Here is a 23,004-nt window from a genome sequence, read left to right on the forward strand (position 1 = left end):
TGCGATCTTTTGATTTTGTTTTTTAGGATCAAGATCAAAAGATCGCAGCCTTCGGCAGCTCCTACAGGGTCGATTGTTACAGACCGAGGTCGGACAGGCTTGGATGATCATCCGGGCGCCGGCCCAGTGGCCAGTGGAACTTGCGTTCGCTCTCTTTGATCGGCATGTCGTTGATGCACGCATAGCGCTGGAACATCAGGCCTTGCTCGTCGAATTCCCAGTTTTCATTGCCGTAAGAGCGGAACCAGTTACCCGAATCATCGTGCCATTCATAGGCGTAGCGCACGGCGATGCGGGTATCCGAGTAGGCCCAGAGCTCCTTGATCAAGCGGTAGTCCAGTTCTTTCGCCCATTTACGGGTGAGGAAGGCCTTGGCTTCTTCGCGATTGTTGGCGAACTCGGCGCGGTTACGCCACTTGGTGTCGAGGGTGTAGGCCAGCGATACCCGTTCCGGGTCGCGGGAGTTCCAGCCATCCTCGGCCAAACGAACTTTTTCGATCGCCGATTCACGGTTGAAGGGCGGCAATGGCGGACGTACCTGGGCTGCAGTAGACATGTTCAGTCTCCCGATCTAATTAATAATTGAACAACAAGTCCGGCTTATTAAGGCGTTACAGGTCCAATAACTTTCGCGCCATGCATTGCGCATTATCGGCGGCACTGTGATCACCCATCACAAGCGCTACGGTAATGGCACCGTCAATCAGGATCAGCAGCTGTCTGGCCAGCAGTTGCGGATCTTCGGCGCCATGTTCGGTACACAGCTCGCACACGTAGTCGAGCAGCTTCTGTTTGTGTTCTTTGGCGACCAGGCGCACCGGGTCCTGTGGATCGCCGGTTTCGCCGCTGGTGTTGATGAATGCGCAGCCACGAAAGCCTTCGGAGGCGAACCAGCTCTTGAGCACGGTGAACAGGTTGAGCAGGCGATCGGCCGGGGTTTCGGCCTGATCGACGGCGCTCCTGTACCAATGCATCCAGCGCACGTCACGGCGTTGCAGGGCGGCGACGGTCAGCGCGTCCTTGTCGGCAAAGTAACGGTAGATACTTTTTCTGGAGACGCCGGCGGTTTTCACCAGAAGATCCATGCTGGTGGCAGCGATGCCACTTTTGTAGATCAGCTTTTCGGTGACATCCAGAATGATGTCTCGTGTGTCGTTGCTAGTGATTTCGTTCATGTGGCGAACAGTAGAACGATTGTTCTCCTTTGGCAATGGTTTTTTAGGATCAAAAGATCGCAGCCTTCGGCAGCTCCTACATTGGCCCGTGTAGGAGCTGCCGAAGGCTGCGATCTTTTGATCTCTTTACGGGCACTAACAAGACCCGAAGGATGCGATGGTGTAAGCTCTCGGGTTCTTCGGATTCGACCCATTGCGAGCCCTATGCCGTTGCTTTTCAAACGTTCCCTGCTGCCTAAACTGCGCAGCTTTCCGCTGACCGCCGAGGCCGTGACCATTCTGTCCGGCGCCGCCGAGTTCCGTCGTTGCCTGCTGGAAAAAATCGCCACGGCGACCCAGCGCATCTACATCGTCGCGCTGTATCTGCAGCAAGACGAAGCCGGTCAGGAAATCCTCGATGCTCTCCACGCGGCCAAGCTTAAGCGCCCCGAGCTGGAAATCGCCGTGGTCGTCGATTGGTTGCGTGCCCAGCGCGGGCTGATCGGCGCCGGAAAGCAGCCGGGCAACTCGGCGTGGTATCAGGAAATGACCCGCACGCACCAGAGCGAAGTGCCGGTGTACGGCGTGCCGGTGCAGACCCGCGAGTTGTTTGGTGTGCTGCATTTGAAAGGCTTCGTGATCGACGACTGCGTGGTCTACAGCGGCGCGAGCCTGAACAACGTTTACCTGCACAAGTTCGACAAGTACCGTTTCGACCGTTATCACGTCCTGCAAAGTCGCGAACTGGCCGATTCGATGCATCACTTGGTCAAGCACGGCCTGATCGAATCGAAAGCGGTGCATCGCCTCGATCTGCCAAACCTGCCGACTACGCGTAGCCTGCGCAACGACATCGGCGATCTGCGCAGCCGTCTCAAATACGCGACGTACGATACCGCCACCGGCAGCACGGCCAGAGAAGGCCTGTCAGTCACTCCGTTGCTCGGCGTCGGCAAGAACAACCCGTTGAACCGGGCGATTCTTGAGTTGATCGCCAGCGCGCAAAAGCAACTGACCATCTGCACGCCATACTTCAATCTGCCGCTGGGCGTGATCCGTGAGATCAACCGCGCGCTGGCCCGTGGCGTGAAGATCGATATCGTCGTCGGCGACAAGACCGCCAACGACTTCTATATCCCGCCGAGCGAGCCGTTCAAGGTGATCGCGGCGCTACCGTATATGTACGAGATCAGCCTGCGCCGCTTTGCCAAACGGCACCAGCGCAATATCGACAGTGGTCAGTTGAACCTGCACTTGTGGCGTGATGGCGACAATACCTATCACCTCAAGGGCATGTGGATCGATCAGCGCTATACGTTGCTGACCGGCAACAACCTCAATCCACGGGCATTTCGCCTGGATCTGGAGAATGCGTTGTTGATCGATGACCCGAAGGGCGAATGGCTGGAACCGCGGGCGAAGGAGCTGGAAGAGATTTTCCGGCATACCACGCGGATCGACAGCTTTCAGACTCTGGAGACGCTGCCGGAATACCCGGCCGGGGTGGCCAAGTTTCTCAAGCGCGTGAGTCGGGTGCGGATTGAGCGGTTGCTCTACCGGATCCTGTAAGGCTTAACATTTGTGGCGGTCATACAACCGCTATCGCGAGCAGGCTCACTCCTACAGGGGAACGCATTCCTAATGTAGGAGTGAGCCTGCTCGCGATAGGGCTTCAACAGGCGCTACAAAAAAATCAGTTGAGACCCAACTTGCCACGCAACGTGGACAGGTCTTCCGCCAGTGTATTCACCGGCCCGACCAGCGCTTTACGGTCGTTATCCTTCACCTTGTCATAAGTCTCGAAACCACCATCCTTGGTCTTGTACTTGGCCAGAATCTTGTCGACCGTGGCAAAGTTCTTGTCGACCTTCGCGACGAAAGCCTTGTCCTGCTTCTCGATCTGCGGACGGAACAGATCAACGATTTTCTTCGCGCCGTCAATGTTGCCCTGGAAGTCATACAGGTCGGTGTGGCTGTAGCGATCTTCTTCGCCGGAGATCTTGGTGGCGGCCACTTCTTCCAGCAGCGCAGCAGCACCGCCGACGACTTTCTCCGGCGGGAAAGTCAGGCCGGCCACGCGAGTCTGCAGGTCTTTGACGTCGCTGTTGAGCTTGTCCGCCAACTCGTTCAGGCCTGCGGTGCTTTTCTCCGAGAACAGCGAGTATTCGATGCGGTGGAAACCGGTGAAGTCATCCGCTTTCACGCCTTTCTCGTGGTCGTCGACGCGGGAGTCGATGGATGCATCGAGGTCACTGAACAGCTCGGCAATCGGCTCGATCGACTCGTAATAAACGCGGGTCGGTGCGTAGAGTTTTTGCGCGGTGGCCAGGTCGCCTTTCTTCACCGCATCGGTGAATTGCTGGGTGTGGCTGCCCAGTTCATCCAATTGTTCGGTGACGTAGATCTTGTAGTCCGACACCGGCCCGACCAGATCCAGCGGTGCCGTGGCGGCGAACGCCGACAGCGGGGTGTTGAGCAAACCTAGGGTCAGCAATAAGGCGAGTGGCGTCTTTTTCATGGGGGCGGCTCCAGTGTTGGGATGTTGTTTCAGGCAGCGGTTTTCGGTTGTGTGGCGTTGAGCAGCGAGCGACCGATGAAGTCTTTGTCGCCGGTGACACCCGGCAGGGTGAAGAAGTAGCCGCCGCCGACCGGTTTGAGGTATTCCTCAAGCGGCTCGCCGTTGAGGCGGGTCTGCACGGTGATGAAGCCTTTTTCCAGGTCGGCCTGGTAACAGATGAACAGCAGGCCCATGTCGAGCTGGCCGTTCTTGTTCACGCCGTTGGAGTAGTTGAACGGCCGGCGCAGGATCAGGTTGGCCTGCGTCGCGGCAGTGCGCGGGTTGGCCAGACGAATGTGCGCGTCGAGTTTGGTCAGCTTGCCGGCCGGGTCTTTGCTGTAATCCGGGACTTCGCTTTCATGCTGGCCACCCATCGGTGCCCCGGTAGTTTTGACCCGGCCAAGGATGCTTTCCTGTTCCTGCAACGGCGTGCGATCCCAACGCTCAACGAAGTTGCGGATGATCCGCACCGCTTGATAGCTGCCGTGCGCGGCCCAGGCCGGTTCGTCACTGCCCGGTTGCACCCACACCAGGCGATCCATGGCCTTGCTGTCGTTAGAGTCGGGGTTGGCCGAGCCATCACGGAAACCGAGAAAATTGCGCGCCGACTGTGCCGGCACACCGGGTTTCGCCGGGGCTTGCGGCGGCACGCTGCCTTCCTGCTTCCAGCGCACCAGCAGCAGGTCGGGCAGGTTTTTGACGATGTCGCGCAGGGCGTGAATATTGGTGTCAGCAGTGTTCGAACAGAACTGCAGGCTCAGGTCGCCATGGCAGCAATCGGCGTCCAGCGCGTCGTTGGGGAAACCGACCATGCGCATCAGTCGTTTGGGTTTAGCATCGGCCAGACCGAAGCGCTCGTCGAACAGTGACTCGCCGACAGAAACGGTGATGGTCAGGTTGTCCGGCGTCACGTTCGGGCCGAGGATGCCGGAATCCGGCGGCGGCAGTTTCGGATCGATCTGTGCGACCGGGCCACCCTTCATCAGAAACGCGATGCGTTCGTTGAGCGTGCGGAACAACCGCTCCAGATCTTCACGATCACTGGCCAATACGTCGAACGAAACCAGCATGCCCGAGGCCGGACGCGGGGTGACGATGCCGGTCTGGTGCACGCCGTGGAAATCGTGGCGGTCTTCGGTCTTGTCGCTGCTCGGTGCTTCGGTGACTTGCGCCGGCGCTGCGGCCATGGCCGGGCAGCTCAAGGCTGAACCGGCGAGGGCAACACCCGCGGCGCCCATGCCCATCAAGACACGGCGACGTTGCAGGTTAAGTGGTTCGATATCTTTCATCGGGAATTAGTCTTCTGCTTACAGGCCGGAGAGGCCTAGGGCGGGATCGATGCCATCCAATGCGTCGGCCAGGGCCTGGGCCTTGTCGGCGATCTGCTTGCGTTGCGCGCCGCTGACGGAGTCGTAGCTGGCGTAGCCGTCCTTGATCTTGTAGGCGTCGAGTTCGCTGTCGAAATCCGTCAGTGCCTTGTCGATTTTCGGCAGCAGGTCAGCGGCGGACTTGCTCAACATTGGCCGCAGCAGATCGACGACTTTGTGTGCGGTTTGCGCGTTGGCTGCAAAACCGTTGAGGTCGCTGTGGCTGTAGCGTTCTTCTTCACCGCTGGCGGCGCGGACGTCGGCCAGGGTGTTGAGGTTGCGCACGATGATGCTGACCAATTGCTCGGGTGGCAGGCTCTGCGCGAGCAATTGCTGTTTGAGTGTGGTGACATCGCTGAGCAGGCGCTTGGCGACCGGTGTCAGTTCGTCGAGTTTGCGTTGCTGGAACAGGGCGTATTCGACGCGGTGGAAACCGACGAACGCCGGATCCTCTTCGCGCTTTTCGAAGTAGTCGGCGCGGGCGTTGATGCTGTTGTCCAGTTCGGCGAGGCGCTGCGCGGCCGGGGCCAGACGTTGATAAGCCGCACGTGCCGGCAGGTACAGCGCCTGCGCCTGGCTCAAGTCGCCGCTTTCAATCGCTTGATCGAGCGCGGTCACGGCTTTGATCAGCGCGCTGCTCTGGCTGGCCAGGTACACACGGAACTCCGACAACGGCCCGACGAAGGTGACCATCGACGGTTTGGCCTTCGCGGCAGCATCAGAAGCGGCAGTCGGCGTCACATGCAGGGTGCCACGCGGATTGCTCAGCAGGCCGCAGGTGATCGCGTAATCGCCCGGTTGCAGGTTGGCATTGATCACCTGACTCAGGCCCGGCGCAATGTTTTCGCGCTCCTCAACGACGAGCACGCCGTCGAGAATTTCCCATTCCACCGCCCGGTCGGAGCGGTTGACGATGCGGAAACTGGCGCGACCGGCCGGCACTGTCAGCGCGTTCGGCTCGCATTTGCCCGGATGAATGTTCACCACCACTTCATCGTGATTGTGCTGACGCTTGGCCGCAGCCATTTTCGAGGCGTAATAAAACAGACCACCTGCGGCGATCATCACCACCACCGAACCGGCCACCGCCCAGCGCAAGGCGCGGGGAGGGGAGGCCTGAGGAGTATTAGGCTTTGACATGAATGCCCTTATTGGCTGGAAACAGAAGACGATTGAGCGGACGGCTTGGGCGCCGGCAGAAAGAACATCACCAGCGCGACGAGCAGATAGATCAGATACGCGCCGAGGGTGCTGACGGTCGGCGCATCCTGGTAACCGAACATGCCGGCCAGCACCGAGCCCAAGGGGCCGTCCATCGGCAGCGTCGCGCTGAAGTCGAACAGCACGGTTTGCAGGTGATTCCACAGCCCGGCTTCATGCAGGGCTTGCACGGAATTGGCGAGAATCCCGGCGGCGACCACCAGAATGAACAGGCCGGTCCACTTGAAGAACGCCGAAAGATTGAGACGCATGCTGCCGCTGTAGATCAGGAAGCCGACGATGATCGCCAGAATCAACCCGAGCAGGGCACCGATCGGCGCGCCCGGGCCTTCGCTCTGCTGGAACACCGCGAGCAGGAAGAACACCGTTTCCAGACCTTCCCGGGCGACAGCGAAAAACACCATGGCGATCAGCGCAATGACCTGATGCTTCGAAGAAGTCAGCGCGTGATCCAGCGAGGCTTGCAGCGAATGCTTGATCGAACGCGCGACTTTACGCATCCAGAACACCATGGAACTGAGAATGCCAACGGCCACCAGGCCGACGATGCCTTCGAACAGTTCTTGCTGTTTTTGCGGGAATTCGGCACTGACCAGTTCCAGGCCACCACCGACCAGCAGGGCGAGGGCGGCGGCGAGAAACACGCCGATCCACACGGCGGGCATCCATTGACCACGGCCGGTTTGCTGGAGGTAACTGGCGATAATGCCAACGATCAGCGCGGCTTCAATGCCTTCGCGCAGCATGATCAGAAAGGGAACGAGCATTCGGTATCCAACAAGTCATTCGAAGAGGTTACAAGTTGTAACATAATGACAACCATTCTCACATGACAATCATTGACACAAACCTGAACAAAAGCTGAACAAGTTAAAGAACAACCATTCTCATGCGGGTGACACCGGAACTCTGAAGTTGCTGCCGAAGGCTGCGATCTTTTGATCCTGGTTTTTAGAATCAAAAGATCGCAGCCTTCGGCAGCTCCTACACGGGATTTGTGTTGGCTGCGGTAAGATGCCTGCCACTCAAAACAACAGGAATAAGCGGGTTCCATGTCGGAAAAAGACACCATCGCCGTTCAACTGGTGCGTGAAGCACTGCTGCAAAGTTGTGCCCCGGGCGTGGCCACGGAAGAAGCCTTGAACAAGGTCGGGATTGATCCGGCGTTGCTGCAAACCGAGCACGGTCGGGTACCGGCCTCGCAGTACGCGAAGCTTTGGCGGTTATTGGCGCGCCGTGGCGATGACGAGTTCTTTGGTATGGACCCGCGCAAGCTCAAGTCCGGCAGCCTTGAATTCCTCTGTCGCAGTGCGATGGCGCAACCGACACTCGCAGCGGGTTTGAGCACGGGGTTGAGCTTTCTCTCACTGATGCTCGAACGTCTGCCTGCACAACTGGTGCACCAGCAAAGTCTGGCGGAAATCGTTCTGCTTGAAGACGATCCCGAACCACGCCGTGCCTTCAGCTATTTCACCTACTGGATGATCGTCCACGGCGTCGCGTGCTGGCTGGCCGGGCGACGGATACCGATTCTGGCGATTGAATTGCGCTGTGCGGCGCCGGACTTCACCGATGATTACCGGGTAATGTTCTCGGAAAACCTGCGTTTCGAGCGGCCACGGACACGGATGATTTTCTCCGCCGATTGCCTCGATCTGCCGATCAAGCGCAGTGCCGAGGAGTTGAAACGCTTTCTCGCCCACGCCCCGGCCAATATTCTGGTGAAGTACCGCGATCCGCAAAGTCTTGCCAGCCGGGTCAAGCAGGATCTACGGCAACTGCCCGCTGAACAATGGCCGGAAACCGAGGCACTGGCGCAACAGTTGTGCATGTCGGCCTCGACCTTGCGCCGGCGACTGGCGGAGGAAGGGCAGACCTATCAAGGCCTCAAGGACAGTGTGCGCAAGGAGTTGGCCATTGTCTGGCTGGCGGAACCTTCGATCAGTTTTGTCGAAATTGCCAGCCGCTTGGGATTTGCCGATGTCAGCTCATTTTATAAAGCGTTCCGCAAATGGGCGGGCTCCAATCCTGGTCACTACCGCAGCCTGATCCTCAGCCAGCCAGCCGAAGCTGGCTCGACCGAGGGAACAGTTACAGTTCTTTCACACTGACCAGCGAGGTGGTACCGGTACCGAACGTCGAAGCCTTGATGCGCAACTGCAAGTCATTCTTCGCACCGCGCAGGACATAGATATGATCCGTCAGCTTCGGGCTTTCGAGCTTGAACAGTTTCACACTGCCCTCTGGATAAAGCGTGGGGTCAAGTTCCAGTACCGCGTGGATCTTGTTGGCACGGGATGAAATGTTGTAGCGGTTTTTCCCGAACAGCGTCTCCGAAAGCTGCTGCAGAGGCATGGAATCCGGAGCGAGATCGGTCACATACAGTCCGACGATGTTGCGTTGCGGTCTGCCGTACGCATCGTTGGACGAATTGTCGATAAACGCGCTTCTTGTGGCTTTGATCGTCGCTAATTTATCCCGGTTCACGTAGTGATACAGTCGCTTGGGCAAGGGTTTGATTTCGGTTTCGATAACCGACGGAAACCCGCTACTGTCAGCGATTGCCCGCCGTGAAGGCCCCGGTGCCTCAGTGTTGGAATCATCATGGCCGCGCTTGCTTGGCGCGCCCCCTTTCAGGTGCATCCGGTTATCCACTGTCCATCGCCCCTGACCGTCGGAGATCAGGAAGGGGCCGGGCCGCTGGTAATCCACCGGGTCAATGATCAGCACCGGCCCTTCTTCAATCGAAACCCGAAAAAACTGACCTTCCACCAATGCATGCCATTTGTTGTTGTACCGATAAAGGCCTTTGTTGCGTCCTTGCGCCTCGGGTTCTCCGAGGTCTACCGGCTTTTCCATCGCGAAACTGTCGAGTATCGCTTGCTGCGCCCGGGAAAAGGATGAGCGCGGTGTCGCCAACGCGTTTTCGGTAATCGACAGGTCCACCTGTGGATGTTGCTCACTCGGTAAACTACGGTTTTCAAGGACCGGCACGTCGGGCGTAGCGGGGGCGGGACTTTCGACGGAATAGTCGAACACTTCCGGTTCGATCGACAGGTGCGGCACACTCTCGGCGTTTTGGGACCTCGTCGTGACGCGCCCGGCGTGCATGAGTACGGCCGCCAGGTTAAGCAACAGGTCAGCCACGGCGAACGACTTGTCCTGACCATCCGATTGCGACAGTGCCTCAAGATCGGCCTTGAGACTCACCGCCAATTGCACTAACCATCCGGCGGTGGCTGCCGGCCCGGTCACCAGCGGCAACAACGACTCGAATATCAACCAGCTCAGTGTCTTGAAGTGGGCCCAGCGACTTTCTGCATTGGACACTGATTGGCGGTCTGCCAACTCGACAAGCGCCCGGCTGTTCGCCTCATACAAGTGCTGAAATACATCGCCCTGCAGTGGGGACACGTTTTTCAGTTCCCAACGCAGGCGTATTTCGTTAGCGCCCAGCAGCCCGGTGTTCCTGACCACGGCTTGGTACCAGTCATGAATGCTCTTCTGCAGCGGGGCGTCGGACTGAATTGCCTGCTCCAGATGCCTGCGCGAAGGGTATTGAATCAACGAAGGGGAATAGAAGGGGCGATAGAGGATAACCGGAGCATCGCTCAGGTCGCCGGCAGCAATGACGAACATATTCAGAACCGGTCCAAGCCGCAGGTGCAAGGGGCTGACGACGATCTGTCGAGCGGCGTCGCCATCAGCCAGCGCGATGATCAGACGTACACCGTCATCGTCAAAACCATGGGCGCCCGTCAGTTTTGCCTCTAGTGCCTGGAGCGGCAATTGATTGCGCAGGTGAACCGTGAACAGATTTTGTCGGGACGACGCCTCGGTACGATTATCAAGCAAATGCTGTTTCAGATACGCCGGGTAGGTACGGCCAATGTCCACCGACTGGATGAGACTCTTGACGTAATCGGGGGTCATCCACGCTGGTACATTACGCTGGTGCAAGCCTTTGACGGTCATCGTGCCCCATGGCAGGCCGGCAAGATTCTCCAGCGCAAAATCGATGATGCCCAGCCTGATGGTTTCCACGCTTCCCCATCCACCGGGTACACCTCGCGCCACCTTGACGTTGAGTTCCATGTCATCAGGGTTTACCGGTTCATGCCCGTCATGGCTCATCTGATCGACGAGTGCTTGACTGGCAAAGTCGCGAATGGAATCCAGATCGGTGAAAAACGTCGCACCGTCGTACTCCAGATGAGTTGCCGCCATGGCCGATACATAGCGCCGATAAGTACGGCGATCACCAGAGTCTGCATTCTTTAGCCATTGCGGCAAATGCTGGTCGACATTTGCCGTTTGGTAAACATGCGGCTGTTTGCCGGCCAGCAGGCGAAGTGGATCGGTGATCTGGTCGAACAGTTGCTCAGCGCCCTCGAATATTTCGTTGACCGGAATCTGGATGCACTCAAGTTCCAACAGTTGCTGATCGATCAGGACCCGCACCAGCTCATCAAAAATATCCGCATCAGGCTCATAACGATCAACGCTCAGGGTGGTGAACTCCCAGCTTCGCTGCAAGTCTCGGGCAATATTCTGTATGCAGTCAGACTCGGATTCAAATCGCTCCCAGGCACCCGAAGATTGAATCAACACTGTTCCTGAGTTGTCCGTAATCAACAGAGCAGGATAGATTAGCGAGAGATTATCAGCCTCGTTATTCAAGGTGATTTTCAACAGATAAGCCGGTGCCCGTAAATGCTCGTTAAAAATTTCTCGATGGTGTTTTTCTGATTTTATGACCAAGCCAGTCAAAGCAAAATAAAAGTCTTGATCTGACTGGTGAAGTAATTCATTGATGTTCGATGCGCAGGCATCTTTTACAACCTCAGCCAGCCACTGCCAACGCGTCATGCCGTTATCGGCTGGTTGCTGCCAATAATCCAGCAACTGTTGCTGCAACGCAGGAACCAGTGCTTGGCACAGTTCTTCCTGAGCCAGGTGGAATTCGGCGAGATCGATTGCAGAGTGGCTCTCGGCATTTACCGGAATGATCAGGTTTTCGTCGGCCAGAACAACACTGCGCCCTTCAGTGAAGGCCTGAATGAATGCATCCAGAAAAGGTACTGGTTCGGCGTCCTGAACAAAACGGGTATCACGATAAAATATCGAATCAAGCGTTAGTGAGCCCGATTCAAGACAGTGTTCCAGATAGTTTTCCAGTTGCGATCTGGCAACACTGCGTAACGTCGGGTGATTTTTGAATTGAGCGCGTATCGATTGTTCGAAAATAAAGCTTTTGTCATCAAATGAGTTTTCTTGGGGCGACACTGTGCGTTCCTTTTGGATCAAGATAGAAGTTGGGGGTTCGTCATCGCAAACTACCAAGGCATCCAACTTTCTACCACTGCATATAATTATCAACTTGTAAGTAAACGGTTGTACGCCAGTCAGGGTTGGCCAAACCAGTCAGCCACATTGATAGCTTTGACCATTGCCCCAGTCCCCGCACAGCGCGACTATCCCTGTGTTGTTTACGGTTCCCAGCCTAATAAAAAACAGAGGGATTCTGGCAATGCGCGATTACTTGTCTGCCACCGCACAGTTCAACTATCAGCACACCGTGGATGCCGCGCTCAGCGGTACGCTTGCGGCGCTCAACGCCTGCGTCGAATGCTGCGACCGCCATGCCTTGCCGGGGCGCATTGCGCTGTTCTGGGAAGGCCGCGATGGCGCCAGTGCGACGTACACTTTCTGCGAGCTGCAGGACAAAGCCGCGCGTTTCGCCAATTTCCTTCTCGCCCAGGGCGTGCAGAAGGGCGACAAGGTCGCCGGTCTGCTGCCACGCAACATCGAATTGCTCATCACTGTGCTCGCCACCTGGCGCATCGGCGCGGTGTATCAGCCGCTGTTTACCGCGTTCGGCCCAAAAGCCCTTGAACATCGCCTGAACAGCTCAGGCGCCAAAGTGGTGGTCACTGACGCGGTCAACCGGCCGAAACTCGCTGAAGTCGCCGATTGTCCGACACTCGTCACCGTTGGCGGCGCGAAAGGCCAGGGCATTGTCCGTGGCGACTTCAGTTTCTGGGCCGAACTGGCCAACCATTCCAGCGTCTGCGAACCGGTATCACTGAGCGGTGAAGACCCGTTTTTGCTGATGTTCACCTCAGGCACCACCGGCCCGTCGAAAGCGCTGTCGGTACCGCTCAAAGCCATCGTCGCGTTCCAGAGCTACACCCGTGATGCCGTCGATCTGCGCCCGGAAGATTCGTTCTGGAACGTCGCCGATCCGGGTTGGGCCTACGGCATTTATTTCGGCGTCACCGGCCCGTTGTCGATGGGGCACCCGATCACTTTTTACGATGGCCCGTTCACCCTCGAAAGCACCTGCCGGGTGATCAACAAATACGGCATCACCAACCTCACCGGTTCGCCAACCGCTTACCGCTTGCTGATTGCCGGCGGCGACGAGTTCGCCAAGTCGATCAAAGGCAAATTGCGCATCGTCAGCAGTGCCGGCGAACCGCTGAACCCGGAAGTGATCCGCTGGTTCGCCGACAACCTCGACGTGGTCATTCATGACCATTACGGCCAGACCGAACTGGGCATGGTGCTGTGCAACCACCACGGCCTCGATCACGCGGTTCATCTCGGTGCGGCCGGTTTCGCCTCGCCTGGCCACCGTATTGTTGTGCTCGATGAGCAATACAAAGAACTTGGCGTCGGCCAGCCCGGCATTCTCGCCATCGACCGCCCGCAATCGCCGATGTGCTGGTTTGGCGGTTACGAAGGCGCGCCCACCAAGGCGTTCGTCGGCGATTACTACCTCAGTGGCGATACCGTGGAATGGAACCCGGACGGCAGCATCAGCTTCGTCGGCCGCAGCGACGACGTGATTACCACGTCGGGCTACCGCGTCGGTCCGTTTGATGTTGAAAGTGCATTGATTGAGCACCCGGCAGTGGTCGAAGCGGCGGTGGTCGGCAAACCCGATCCGGAGCGCACCGAACTGGTCAAAGCCTTCGTGGTGCTGAGCGCCCAATACCGCGCCGCGCCGGAGTTGGCCGAAGAATTGCGCCAACACGTGCGCAAACGTCTGGCCGCGCATTCATACCCGCGTGAAATCGAATTTGTCAGCGAATTGCCCAAGACCCCGAGTGGCAAATTGCAGCGCTTTATCTTGCGCAACCAGGAAATCGCCAAAGCTCAAGAGGCCGCGGCGCACAACGTTTAAGCTTGAACCGAAGGAAACAGTCATGCAGATCGAGAACAAGGTTTTTATCGTCACCGGTGGCGCGTCCGGCCTGGGTGCCGCTACCGCTGAATTGCTGGTCAGTGCCGGCGCCAAAGTGATGCTGGTGGACATGAATGCCGAAGCCGTCGCCGCTCAGGCTCAGCGTCTTGGCGCGCAAAGCGTGGTCGCCGACATCAGCAACGAAGCCGCCGCTGAAGCTGCCGTGCAGGCTACCGTCAAAGCCTTTGGCAGCCTCAACGGTCTGGTCAACTGCGCCGGTATCGTCCGTGGCGAGAAGATCCTCGGCAAGAGCGGCCCACATGCGCTGAGCAGCTTCGCGCAAGTGATCAACGTCAACCTGATCGGCAGCTTCAATATGCTGCGTCTGGCCGCTGCGGCCATCGCTGAATCCGAGGCAAACGCTGATGGCGAACGCGGTGTGATCATCAACACTGCATCTGTCGCGGCGTTCGACGGCCAGATCGGCCAAGCGGCGTACTCTGCTTCGAAAGGCGCGATCGCCAGCCTGACCCTGCCGGCTGCCCGTGAACTGGCGCGTTTCGGCATCCGCGTGATGACCATCGCCCCAGGCATTTTTGAAACGCCGATGATGGCCGGCATGACCCCGGAAGTCCGCGAGTCGCTGGCCGCCGGCGTACCGTTCCCGCCACGTCTGGGCAAGCCTGCCGAGTACGCCGCGCTGGTTCGGCATATCATCGAAAACAGCATGCTCAACGGCGAGGTGATCCGTCTCGACGGCGCCTTGCGCATGGCCGCCAAGTAAGGAGGATTTGTCATGACCATTTCCAACGATCCGATTGTTATCGTTAGCGCCGTGCGCACGCCCATGGGCGGTTTTCAGGGCGAGCTGAAAAGCCTCACTGCACCGCAACTCGGCGCTGCGGCGATCAAAGCCGCAGTGGAACGTGCCGGTGTCGCCAGCGACTCGGTCGATGAAGTGCTGTTCGGTTGTGTGCTGCCTGCCGGGCTCGGCCAGGCACCTGCACGTCAGGCTGCGCTGGGCGCCGGGCTGGATAAATCGACCCGTTGCACCACCGTCAACAAGATGTGCGGCTCGGGCATGGAAACCACCATTCTCGCTCACGACATGCTGTTGGCTGGCAGTGCCGATGTGGTGATCACCGGTGGCATGGAAAGCATGTCCAATTCGCCGTATCTGCTGGATCGCGCGCGCGCCGGTTACCGCATGGGCCATGGTCGCGTGCTTGACTCGATGTTCCTCGACGGCCTTGAAGACGCTTACGACAAGGGCCGCCTGATGGGCACCTTCGCCGAAGACTGCGCCGAGACCAACCACTTCAGTCGTGAAGCGCAGGATGCCTTTGCCATCGCCTCGACCACCCGCGCGCAGCAGGCGATCAAGGACGGCAGCTTCAAGGACGAAATCGTCCCGCTGACCGTGACCGTCGGCAAAGAGCAGGTACTGATCAGCCACGACGAGCAGCCACCGAAAGCCAAACTCGACAAAATCGCCTCGCTGAAACCGGCATTCCGTGAAGGCGGCACGGTGACGGCGGCGAACTCCAGTTCGATTTCTGACGGTGCGGCGGCGCTGGTGCTGATGCGTCAGTCGCAGGCGCAGAAACTCGGACTGAAACCGCTGGCGGTGATCCATGGCCACGCCGCGTTCGCTGATACTCCGGGCTTGTTCCCGGTGGCGCCGATTGGTGCGATCAAGAAACTGATCAAGAAAACCGGTTGGTCGCTGGGTGACGTCGATCTGTTCGAGGTCAACGAAGCGTTTGCCGTGGTCGGCATGGCGGCGATGACGCATCTGGAAATCCCCCATGACAAGTTGAATGTGCATGGTGGCGCCTGTGCCTTGGGTCACCCGATCGGTGCATCGGGGGCGCGGATTCTGGTGACGCTACTGTCGGCCCTGCGCCAGAGAAAGCACAAACGCGGCATCGCAGCGATCTGTATCGGCGGCGGCGAAGCCACGGCCATGGCCGTGGAATGCCTTTACTGAGCCCAACACCAATCCCCTTGTAGGAGTGAGCCTGCTCGCGATAGCGTCTTTTCAGTCAATAATGATCTGTCTGATCCACCGCTATCGCGAGCAGGCTCACTCCTACAGGGAAAGCGGTGCGACTGATATTTAAGGATTCACCATGATTCCCAACGAAGACCAAACCCAGATCCGTGACATGGCCCGGCAGTTCGCCGAGGAACGACTCAAACCGTTCGCCGCCGAATGGGATCGCGAGCACTGTTTCCCCAAGGAAGCCATTGGTCATATGGCTGAGCTGGGCTTCTTCGGCATGCTCGTGCCGGAACAGTGGGGCGGCTGCGACACCGGTTACCTGGCGTACGCGATGGCCCTGGAAGAAATCGCCGCCGGCGACGGCGCCTGCTCGACGATCATGAGCGTGCACAACTCGGTCGGCTGCGTGCCGATCCTCAAGTTCGGCAACGACGATCAGCGCGAACGCTTCCTCAAACCCTTGGCCAGCGGCGCCATGCTCGGCGCATTTGCGCTGACCGAACCGCAAGCCGGTTCCGATGCCAGCAGCCTGAAAACCCGTGCACGGCTGGAAGGCGATCACTACGTGCTCAACGGCTGCAAACAGTTCATCACCTCCGGGCAAAACGCCGGGATCGTGATTGTGTTTGCGGTGACCAATCCGAGTGCCGGCAAACGCGGCATCAGCGCGTTTATCGTGCCGACCGATTCGCCGGGCTACAAAGTCGCTCGCGTCGAAGACAAACTCGGCCAGCACGCTTCCGACACCTGTCAGATTCTTTTCGAAGATGTGCAAGTGCCGGTGGCCAACCGCCTGGGTGAAGAGGGCGAGGGCTACAGAATCGCCTTGGCCAACCTTGAAGGCGGCCGTGTCGGCATCGCTTCGCAATCGGTGGGCATGGCCCGCGCGGCGTTTGAAGCGGCGCGTGATTACGCCCGTGAGCGCGACACCTTCGGCAAACCGATCATCGAGCATCAGGCCGTGGCATTCCGTTTGGCCGACATGGCCACGCAAATTGCCGTCGCCCGGCAGATGGTGCATTACGCGGCGGCCCTGCGTGACAGCGGCCAACCGGCGCTGGTCGAGGCCTCCATGGCGAAACTGTTCGCTTCGGAAATGGCCGAAAAGGTCTGTTCGATGGCGTTGCAAACGCTCGGTGGTTACGGTTACCTCAACGACTTCCCGCTGGAGCGCATCTACCGCGACGTGCGCGTCTGCCAGATCTACGAAGGCACCAGCGATATTCAGCGCATGGTCATTTCGCGCAATCTTTAAGAAGGAATTTTTATTCATGACGTACGAAACCATTCTGCTGGAAATCCATGGCCGCGTTGGCTTGATTACCCTCAACCGTCCGCAGGCGTTGAACGCGCTGAATGCGCAACTGGTCAGCGAAGTGAACCAGGCTCTTGATGCACTTGAAGCCGATGCGAACATCGGTTGCATCGTCCTCACGGGTTCGAAAAAGGCCTTCGCCGCCGGCGCCGACATCAAGGAAATGGCCGAACTGACTTACCCGCAGATCTACATGGACGACTTGTTCAGTGACAGCGATCGCGTGGCCAATCGCCGTAAGCCGATCATCGCCGCCGTTAACGGTTTCGCCCTCGGTGGTGGCTGTGAGCTGGCGTTGATGTGCGACTTCATTCTGGCTGGCGACAACGCCAGATTCGGCCAGCCGGAAATCAACCTCGGCGTGCTGCCGGGCATGGGCGGCACCCAGCGTCTGACCCGCGCCGTGGGTAAAGCGAAAGCCATGGAGATGTGCCTGAGCGGGCGCATGATCGATGCGGTGGAAGCCGAGCGTTGCGGCATCGTTGCGCGAATTGTACCGAGTGATGAGTTGTTGGACGAAGCGCTGAAAGTGGCGGCGGTGATTGCCAGCAAGTCGCTGCCGATTGCGATGATGGTCAAAGAGAGCGTGAATCGTGCCTTTGAAGTGAACCTGACTGAGGGCGTTCGCTTCGAGCGTCGGGTGTTCCATGCGGCGTTTGCCACGCAGGATCAGAAGGAGGGGATGGCGGCGTTTATTGCCAAGCGTGAGGCGGCATTCCAAGGCAAGTAATGCGTCAAAAGCGAAAAGCCCCTCACCCTAGCCCTCTCCCAGAGGGAGAGGGGACTGATTGGGGGATGCTTTAGATATACGCCGACCTGAAAGTGCTTTAATGAATCCATAATCGACTCAATCTTCCAGGTCGATGTATAACGCCAGACACCTCGGTCGGCTCCCTCTCCCTCTGGGCGGTCCGACGTTTCGGGAGGGCTGGGGAGAGGGAAAGGGGCCAACACCATTACAACTGGTAGTTCTTCAGCTCCCGCGCAATCACCATCCGCTGAATCTCGCTCGAGCCTTCATAGATCTGGGTAATCCGCGCATCGCGGTAGTACTTCTCGACCGGATAATCCTCCAGATACCCATACCCGCCATGAATCTGAATCGCTGACGAGCAGACCTTCTCGGCCATTTCCGAAGCAAACAGCTTGGCCTGCGAAGCCTCGGACAAGCAAGGTTTGCCCGCCGTGCGCAGACGCGCTGCATGCAGGATCATCAGCCGCGCGGCGTTGATTTGCATGTGCATATCGGCCAGCAGGTTGGCGATGCTCTGGTGCTCATTGATCGGTTTGCCGAACTGGATGCGATCACGCGAATACACCAACGCCGCTTCAAATGCCGCACGAGCAATACCCAGCGCCTGAGCCGCGATACCGATACGTCCGCCTTCGAGGTTGGACAGGGCAATCGCCAGACCTTTACCGCGCTCACCCAGCAGATTGGCCTCGGGGATGCTGCAGTTATTCAGCGTCACCGCGCAGGTATCAGAAGCGCGGATGCCCATCTTGTGTTCGGTGCGATCGACGATAAAACCGGCGGTATCGGTCGGCACCAGAAACGCCGAAATACCTTTCTTGCCCAGATCCGGATCGGTCACCGCAAACACGATCGCCAGCTTCGCGCGTTTGCCATTGCTGACAAATTGCTTGGCGCCGTTGATCACCCACTGGCCGTCACGCAGTTCGGCGCGGGTGCGCAGGTTGTGCGCTTCGGAACCGGCCTGTGGTTCGGTCAGGCAGAAGCAGCCGATGGTTTTCCCGCTGGCCAGATCCGCCAGCCAGGTCTGTTTCTGTGCTTCGCTGCCGTAGTTGAGCACCGGGCCGCAGCCGACCGAGTTGTGGATGCTCATGAACGCGCCGGTCGCGCCGTCACCGGCGGAAATCTCTTCCACGGCCAAGGCGTAGGCGACGTAATCGACGTAGGTGCCGCCCCATTCCTCAGGCACCACCATGCCGAGCAAACCGAGTTCGCCCATTTTCGCGACGAGCGCATCGTCGATCCAGCCAGCCTTTTCCCAAGCCTGCGCGTGCGGTGCGATTTCGCCACGGGCAAAGTCCCGGGCCATGTCGCGGATCATCACTTGTTCTTCAGTCAGTTCGAGATCGTGCATTGCTCAGCTCCCGCTCTCAGGAAAACCGTGGAAGAAACTCGCGACATGCGCTGCGTCCAGCGCAGCGAGGGTCGGCGGGTTCCAGCGAGGTGTCTTGTCTTTGTCGATCAGCAGGGCGCGTACGCCTTCGATCAGGTCGCCACGGGCGAACCACTGACGATCCAGATGCAGCTCCAGCGCGAAGCAGTGCTCCAGACTCAAGTGTCGGCCACGACGGAGCATCTGCAGGGTAACGGCCATGGCCAACGGCGAGCGGGTTTCCAGCAAGTCTGCCGTGGTGGTCGCCCATTCGTGGCTGTCGGCGACGGTCACCGCGCGCAATTGCTCGACCATGCTCGGCACGTCCGGCAGGGCGAAAAAATGATCGATGGCCGGGCGCAAGGCTTCGAGCGGAGCATCGGGCAGGGTTTGCACGGCGTGTTTGGCCAGCAGGTTTTGCAGCGCCTTCAGCGGTGTCTCCTGCCATTCCATCTGATCGAATTTTTCGTCGAGCAGCGCCAGTTTGCTGCTGTCCAGGTACCAGTCGGCGAGCCCGCAATAAAGCGCATCGGCGGCACGGATCTGCACGCCGCTGACCCCCAGATAAATCCCCAGCTCACCGGGAATGCGCGGCAGGAAATAACTGCCACCGACATCGGGGAAATAACCGATGGCCACTTCCGGCATCGCCAGTCGGCTCTTCTCGGTGACCACGCGCAGATCGGCGCCTTGCACCAGGCCCATGCCGCCGCCGAGGACGAAACCGTCCATCAGCGCCAATACCGGTTTGCGGTAGTGATGAATCGTCAGGTCGAGGGCGTATTCCTCGACGAAGAAATCTTCGTGCAGCGTGTCGCCGCTTTTGAAACTGTCGTACAGCGAGCGAATGTCGCCACCGGCACAGAAGGCTTTTTCACCGGCACCGCGCAGGACCACGGCGTGAACATCGGCGTCAGTCGCCCAGGCGTCGAGCTGCTGTTGCAGCAAGCGCACCATGTCGAGGGTAATGGCATTGAGACCGGCGGGGCGGTTGAGGGTCAGGTGACCGATATGATTGCGAACCTCGGCCAGCACTTCGTTTTGCGTGGCATCCATGGACGGGGTCCGCGGGGATGAAGCCTGAGCTGTCATCAGTAACTCCCTGCTTTTATTGTCTTTATTCGAGAAGCTCGCGCGCGAGCGTTACCGGATCGTAACAGTGCAAATTTGCCGTGTACAACCGGGATATTCGCAGGGGGAGTTTGCGTTTTTACCTTGGTCGAAAATGTGCGCGCTCATGTAGGAGCTGCCGCAGGCTGCGATCTTTTGACTTTGATTTTAAAGATCAAAAGATCGCAGCCTGCGGCAGCTCCTACACGGAGTCAGCGGAAGGTTTGGGTAATGCTGCGGCGCTTGGCGTGCAGTTCGCTGGCGTGGATCAGTTGTTCGAGGTCTTCAGGGGTGATGTCGATGAAGGCTTCCATGTCGGCCAACGCCAGTTTGAGGTCTTCAGCGGTGATCGCCTGACTGTCGACCGGGGCCACCAGCGGTGCCGGTTCAGCCGGACGTTTCGGATAACGAATCCGTGTCAGGTTGTTGTAGGCGAGGGCACTGAGCAGCATGCACGCCGCGCCGAGCATCACCGGTTCCATGGCTTTCCAGTCCAGGGCGATGGTCGCGGGATCCGCCAGCACCAGCGTCAGGGCCAACGCGCCAGCGGGCGGATGCAAGCAACGCAGCCAGCACATCAGAATCAGCGCCATGCCCGCCGCCAGACACGCGCTGCCAAGGGTCCGGCCGAGCACGTGAGCGACCAGCAATGCGACAACGCCGGCACATAAATACCCGCCGAGAATCGACCACGGCTGAGCGAGAGCACCGGAGGACACGGCAAATAGCAGCACGGCCGAGGCGCCCAGCGGACCGATCAGGTGATAGGCGACTTCATGGCCGAATACTTGTGCACACAACCACACACTGAACAACGTGCCCAAGGCCATGCCGATGGCGGCGCGGCTCCATTCGGTCGGGCGGGTATTGATGGCGGCGGGCAACCAGCGAGCGAGCATGTGAATCCAATCCTTGCAGCAAATTCGAGGCAAAAAAAAGGACTTGTCCGGCATATCCGGAAAGCCCTCGAAGCGTTCCAACATTGGGGGAGGAACGTGCACAGTGTGCCGGGCAAACTCGATGCTGACAAATTCATATTAATGCACATTTAGTGCATTAATTTTGTATTGAAGCGACGCGGCGGCCACTCACAAAGCATAAATAGCCGCCCACCGCCGCCAGTGCGCTCAAGGCGTAGAACATGCTCGGCGCGGGTGTGTGCATCAGCAGAAACCCGCACATCACCGGGCTCGCCGCACCGCCCAGCGCTGCGAGGTTCTGCGCGCCGTAATAGCTGCCGCGCAGTTCTTCCGGGGCGAGGGTGTCGACAAACAGAAAGTCGGCCGGGTAAATGATCATCTCGCCCAAGGTGAAGATGAACATCGCCACGCACCAACCGACCAGACTGTCGGCCAGACTGAAGCCGATCAGCCCGATGATGAACAACGCGGTACCGCCGGCGATCCAGTGGCGCAGGTGCTCCCGGGTGAGTAATCGGCCGACTTGGTACTGCAACAGAATCACCGTGACCGCGTTGCAGGCGAGCAGGGCGGCCATGGTGTCCAGCGTTTGTTGCTGGGTGTGGGTCACCAGCAGGTATTGCGACAGGTACAGGGTGAAGCGCCCGTGCACCAGCGTGCTGAGCAGGCAGCCCAGGGTAAACAGGATCATCGTGCGGTCGTTTTTCAGGATGATCAGGGTTTTCAGAAAACTTTGTGGCTGAGCGACCGCGGCGACCGGGTTCACTTCGCGCGCGGCACCGAACAGCAGAAAAATGCTGCCGATGGCAATCGCGCCCGCGACGATAAACGGCGCTGACGGCTGAACGCCGGCGATCACCACGCCAATCATCGGGCCGACGGCGTAACCGATGTTGGTCAGCGTGTAGTTCAGGGAAAACGCCTTGACCCGCTGGCCCACCGGCAGGTTTTCACTGAGGATGGCTTTAGAGCAGATGAGGAACAGCGCCGACGCCGTTTCGCTGATGATCAGCACCAGGGTGACCAGATACAGATTCTGCGCGAAGGTCAGCAGGATCAGACCGATACCGCTGGAAAGCATGGTCAGGATCAGCAACTGGCGTTTGTCGAGCCGATCAATGATGTAACCGCCGTACAGCGACAACAACGTGGCGCTGAACACCGCAATGCCCAGCAGCAGACCGACATCTTGCGGGTTGAGGCCGAGCTTGTTGCTGAGGAACAGCGTCAGCAGTGGGCTGATCAGGGCGCGGCTGATGACGACGGTCAGCGAGCTGATCATCAACCGGCGGATGAGGCGCGAGTAGGTGGCCACGAAGGGTCAATGTCCTTATTTCAAATGCCTGGCGGGGGTACGCCATCCTTACCGGGCGGCCATCACCGGTCAAGCTGCCACACCGCATTTCCTCTGTAGGAGTGAGCCTGCTCGCGATAGCGGTAGATCTGCCAATGAAGTGTTGAATGTGCAGACGCTATCGCGAGCAGGCTCACTCCTACAGGGGATTTGTGTTGTCTTCAGGAAAGGGGCAGGCGCATCGCGCAGCGGCGCTCTGCGGGAAAGCCGAAGAGGACCTCGGCTTGCAGCGCATCGCGCAAATGGCGATCGGTGTGTGCATGCGTCAACTCGACAAACCCCAACCTCTGATAAAACGGCGCATTCCACGGCAGATCGCGAAAAGTGGTCAGCGTCACTGAGTTCAACTGCATCGCGCGCGCTTGTTCAATGACGGCCGCAACCAGTGCACGACCCATGCCTTGTCCTTGAAAAGCCTGACTGACGGAGAGCTCCTCAATGTGCAGGTGCTGATCGATGTCGACAGCACGAACAAATCCAGTCAGTTGCCCATCGCTATTTTCAGCAACCCAGACGTACGCCTGTTCGATGGCCTGCCGATGTCGGGCAGCATCGGGTACCTCGGCATCAGCCAGCCACGCCAACGGCGGATCAAGACGAAACAATTGCGCTGCCGAACGCTCGATCGCGGGGAGGGCAACCGCGTAAGCAAGGCTGGCGCGGCGTACGTCGAAGGTCATGTTGAG

General features: G+C 58.8%; 19 protein-coding genes. 7 read left to right on the top strand and 12 right to left on the bottom strand.

Annotated elements, in window-relative coordinates; all coding sequences use genetic code 11:
• Window positions 1–76 precede the first annotated feature (76 nt).
• Both ACI514_RS10315 and ACI514_RS10320 read right to left on the bottom strand, forming a co-directional pair.
• Window positions 77–556 (bottom strand): nuclear transport factor 2 family protein, encoded by a 480-nt coding sequence (locus ACI514_RS10315; protein ID WP_038361256.1) that lies wholly within the window; start codon window positions 554–556, stop codon window positions 77–79.
• 55 nt (window positions 557–611) lie between these two features.
• Window positions 612–1,175 carry a TetR/AcrR family transcriptional regulator gene (locus ACI514_RS10320; protein ID WP_150792674.1) on the bottom strand — a complete coding sequence of 188 codons (564 nt, stop codon included), beginning with the start codon at window positions 1,173–1,175 and terminating at the stop codon, window positions 612–614.
• A 204-nt stretch (window positions 1,176–1,379) separates the two neighbouring features.
• Here ACI514_RS10320 and pssA point away from each other — a divergent pair, with 204 nt between their 5' ends.
• Window positions 1,380–2,723: a CDP-diacylglycerol--serine O-phosphatidyltransferase gene (pssA, locus tag ACI514_RS10325; protein WP_405123720.1), complete on the top strand. Its 1,344-nt coding sequence runs from the start codon at window positions 1,380–1,382 to the stop codon at window positions 2,721–2,723.
• A 124-nt stretch (window positions 2,724–2,847) separates the two neighbouring features.
• Here the strand turns inward: pssA and efeO (ACI514_RS10330) are convergent, their stop codons facing one another.
• From efeO (ACI514_RS10330) to efeU, 4 genes are read right to left on the bottom strand one after another with little or no spacing between them, the layout of a single operon-like run.
• A complete protein-coding gene (efeO, locus tag ACI514_RS10330) occupies window positions 2,848–3,672 on the bottom strand; it encodes an iron uptake system protein EfeO (protein WP_160057956.1) in 825 nt (274 codons plus the stop codon).
• Between the two features lie 29 nt (window positions 3,673–3,701).
• Window positions 3,702–5,000 (bottom strand): iron uptake transporter deferrochelatase/peroxidase subunit, encoded by a 1,299-nt coding sequence (efeB, locus tag ACI514_RS10335; RefSeq protein WP_160057955.1) that lies wholly within the window; start codon window positions 4,998–5,000, stop codon window positions 3,702–3,704.
• An 18-nt stretch (window positions 5,001–5,018) separates the two neighbouring features.
• The gene (efeO, locus tag ACI514_RS10340) at window positions 5,019–6,218 is read right to left on the bottom strand and encodes an iron uptake system protein EfeO (protein WP_405123721.1); all 1,200 of its coding nucleotides are present in this window, start codon (window positions 6,216–6,218) and stop codon (window positions 5,019–5,021) included.
• 8 nt (window positions 6,219–6,226) lie between these two features.
• Entirely contained in the window at window positions 6,227–7,066 is an 840-nt protein-coding gene (gene efeU / locus ACI514_RS10345) for an iron uptake transporter permease EfeU (RefSeq protein ID WP_405123722.1), read from the bottom strand.
• 285 nt (window positions 7,067–7,351) lie between these two features.
• On the opposite strand from efeU, the gene ACI514_RS10350 reads away from it, so the two are divergent.
• Window positions 7,352–8,410: an AraC family transcriptional regulator gene (locus ACI514_RS10350; protein WP_405123723.1), complete on the top strand. Its 1,059-nt coding sequence runs from the start codon at window positions 7,352–7,354 to the stop codon at window positions 8,408–8,410.
• On the opposite strand, the gene ACI514_RS10355 is transcribed toward ACI514_RS10350, so the two are convergent.
• Window positions 8,391–11,585 (bottom strand): dermonecrotic toxin domain-containing protein, encoded by a 3,195-nt coding sequence (locus ACI514_RS10355; protein ID WP_405123724.1) that lies wholly within the window; start codon window positions 11,583–11,585, stop codon window positions 8,391–8,393. The two genes, ACI514_RS10350 and ACI514_RS10355, sit on opposite strands and share 20 nt — an antisense overlap.
• A gap of 244 nt (window positions 11,586–11,829) precedes the next feature.
• Here ACI514_RS10355 and ACI514_RS10360 point away from each other — a divergent pair, with 244 nt between their 5' ends.
• The 5 genes from ACI514_RS10360 to ACI514_RS10380 all read left to right on the top strand — a co-directional run bounded on the left by ACI514_RS10360 (window position 11,830) and on the right by ACI514_RS10380 (window position 17,538).
• Window positions 11,830–13,488: an AMP-binding protein gene (locus ACI514_RS10360; protein ID WP_405123725.1), complete on the top strand. Its 1,659-nt coding sequence runs from the start codon at window positions 11,830–11,832 to the stop codon at window positions 13,486–13,488.
• 22 nt (window positions 13,489–13,510) lie between these two features.
• Entirely contained in the window at window positions 13,511–14,272 is a 762-nt protein-coding gene (locus tag ACI514_RS10365) for an SDR family NAD(P)-dependent oxidoreductase (protein WP_160057949.1), read from the top strand.
• A gap of 12 nt (window positions 14,273–14,284) precedes the next feature.
• The gene (locus tag ACI514_RS10370) at window positions 14,285–15,478 is read left to right on the top strand and encodes an acetyl-CoA C-acyltransferase (RefSeq protein ID WP_160057948.1); all 1,194 of its coding nucleotides are present in this window, start codon (window positions 14,285–14,287) and stop codon (window positions 15,476–15,478) included.
• A 142-nt stretch (window positions 15,479–15,620) separates the two neighbouring features.
• Entirely contained in the window at window positions 15,621–16,748 is a 1,128-nt protein-coding gene (locus ACI514_RS10375; protein ID WP_405123726.1) for an acyl-CoA dehydrogenase, read from the top strand.
• Window positions 16,749–16,764: 16 nt separating this feature from the next.
• Window positions 16,765–17,538 (top strand): enoyl-CoA hydratase, encoded by a 774-nt coding sequence (locus ACI514_RS10380; RefSeq protein WP_160057946.1) that lies wholly within the window; start codon window positions 16,765–16,767, stop codon window positions 17,536–17,538.
• Between the two features lie 226 nt (window positions 17,539–17,764).
• Here ACI514_RS10380 and ACI514_RS10385 read toward each other — a convergent pair whose 3' ends face one another.
• The 5 genes from ACI514_RS10385 to ACI514_RS10405 form a co-directional block, all read right to left on the bottom strand.
• Entirely contained in the window at window positions 17,765–18,916 is a 1,152-nt protein-coding gene (locus ACI514_RS10385) for an acyl-CoA dehydrogenase family protein (protein ID WP_064390160.1), read from the bottom strand.
• Between the two features lie 3 nt (window positions 18,917–18,919).
• Window positions 18,920–20,026: an enoyl-CoA hydratase/isomerase family protein gene (locus ACI514_RS10390; RefSeq protein WP_160057945.1), complete on the bottom strand. Its 1,107-nt coding sequence runs from the start codon at window positions 20,024–20,026 to the stop codon at window positions 18,920–18,922.
• 230 nt (window positions 20,027–20,256) lie between these two features.
• Window positions 20,257–20,943, bottom strand: coding sequence for an HPP family protein (locus tag ACI514_RS10395; protein ID WP_160057944.1), 687 nt, complete (start codon window positions 20,941–20,943; stop codon window positions 20,257–20,259).
• 157 nt (window positions 20,944–21,100) lie between these two features.
• On the bottom strand, window positions 21,101–22,279 hold the full coding sequence (locus ACI514_RS10400; RefSeq protein ID WP_160057943.1) for an MFS transporter: 1,179 nt from the start codon (window positions 22,277–22,279) through the stop codon (window positions 21,101–21,103).
• Window positions 22,280–22,479: 200 nt separating this feature from the next.
• The gene (locus ACI514_RS10405; protein WP_405123727.1) at window positions 22,480–22,998 is read right to left on the bottom strand and encodes a GNAT family N-acetyltransferase; all 519 of its coding nucleotides are present in this window, start codon (window positions 22,996–22,998) and stop codon (window positions 22,480–22,482) included.
• Window positions 22,999–23,004 lie beyond the last annotated feature (6 nt).

The organism is Pseudomonas sp. M20, assembly GCF_045037865.1.
Lineage (GTDB): Bacteria > Pseudomonadota > Gammaproteobacteria > Pseudomonadales > Pseudomonadaceae > Aquipseudomonas.

Excerpts from the sequence above, each read along its gene's own strand:
- ACI514_RS10380 (WP_160057946.1), top strand. The coding sequence starts at position 16,765 with ATGACGTACGAAACCATTCTGCTGGAAATCCATGGCCGCGTTGGCTTG.
- ACI514_RS10360 (WP_405123725.1), top strand. The coding sequence starts at position 11,830 with ATGCGCGATTACTTGTCTGCCACCGCACAGTTCAACTATCAGCACACC.
- ACI514_RS10385 (WP_064390160.1), bottom strand. The coding sequence starts at position 18,916 with ATGCACGATCTCGAACTGACTGAAGAACAAGTGATGATCCGCGACATG.
- ACI514_RS10390 (WP_160057945.1), bottom strand. The coding sequence starts at position 20,026 with ATGACAGCTCAGGCTTCATCCCCGCGGACCCCGTCCATGGATGCCACG.
- ACI514_RS10320 (WP_150792674.1), bottom strand. The coding sequence starts at position 1,175 with ATGAACGAAATCACTAGCAACGACACACGAGACATCATTCTGGATGTC.
- ACI514_RS10365 (WP_160057949.1), top strand. The coding sequence starts at position 13,511 with ATGCAGATCGAGAACAAGGTTTTTATCGTCACCGGTGGCGCGTCCGGC.
- efeB (WP_160057955.1), bottom strand. The coding sequence starts at position 5,000 with ATGAAAGATATCGAACCACTTAACCTGCAACGTCGCCGTGTCTTGATG.
- pssA (WP_405123720.1), top strand. The coding sequence starts at position 1,380 with ATGCCGTTGCTTTTCAAACGTTCCCTGCTGCCTAAACTGCGCAGCTTT.
- efeO (WP_160057956.1), bottom strand. The coding sequence starts at position 3,672 with ATGAAAAAGACGCCACTCGCCTTATTGCTGACCCTAGGTTTGCTCAAC.
- ACI514_RS10370 (WP_160057948.1), top strand. The coding sequence starts at position 14,285 with ATGACCATTTCCAACGATCCGATTGTTATCGTTAGCGCCGTGCGCACG.
- efeO (WP_405123721.1), bottom strand. The coding sequence starts at position 6,218 with ATGTCAAAGCCTAATACTCCTCAGGCCTCCCCTCCCCGCGCCTTGCGC.
- efeU (WP_405123722.1), bottom strand. The coding sequence starts at position 7,066 with ATGCTCGTTCCCTTTCTGATCATGCTGCGCGAAGGCATTGAAGCCGCG.
- ACI514_RS10350 (WP_405123723.1), top strand. The coding sequence starts at position 7,352 with ATGTCGGAAAAAGACACCATCGCCGTTCAACTGGTGCGTGAAGCACTG.
- ACI514_RS10315 (WP_038361256.1), bottom strand. The coding sequence starts at position 556 with ATGTCTACTGCAGCCCAGGTACGTCCGCCATTGCCGCCCTTCAACCGT.
- ACI514_RS10375 (WP_405123726.1), top strand. The coding sequence starts at position 15,621 with ATGATTCCCAACGAAGACCAAACCCAGATCCGTGACATGGCCCGGCAG.
- ACI514_RS10405 (WP_405123727.1), bottom strand. The coding sequence starts at position 22,998 with ATGACCTTCGACGTACGCCGCGCCAGCCTTGCTTACGCGGTTGCCCTC.
- ACI514_RS10395 (WP_160057944.1), bottom strand. The coding sequence starts at position 20,943 with ATGCTCGCTCGCTGGTTGCCCGCCGCCATCAATACCCGCCCGACCGAA.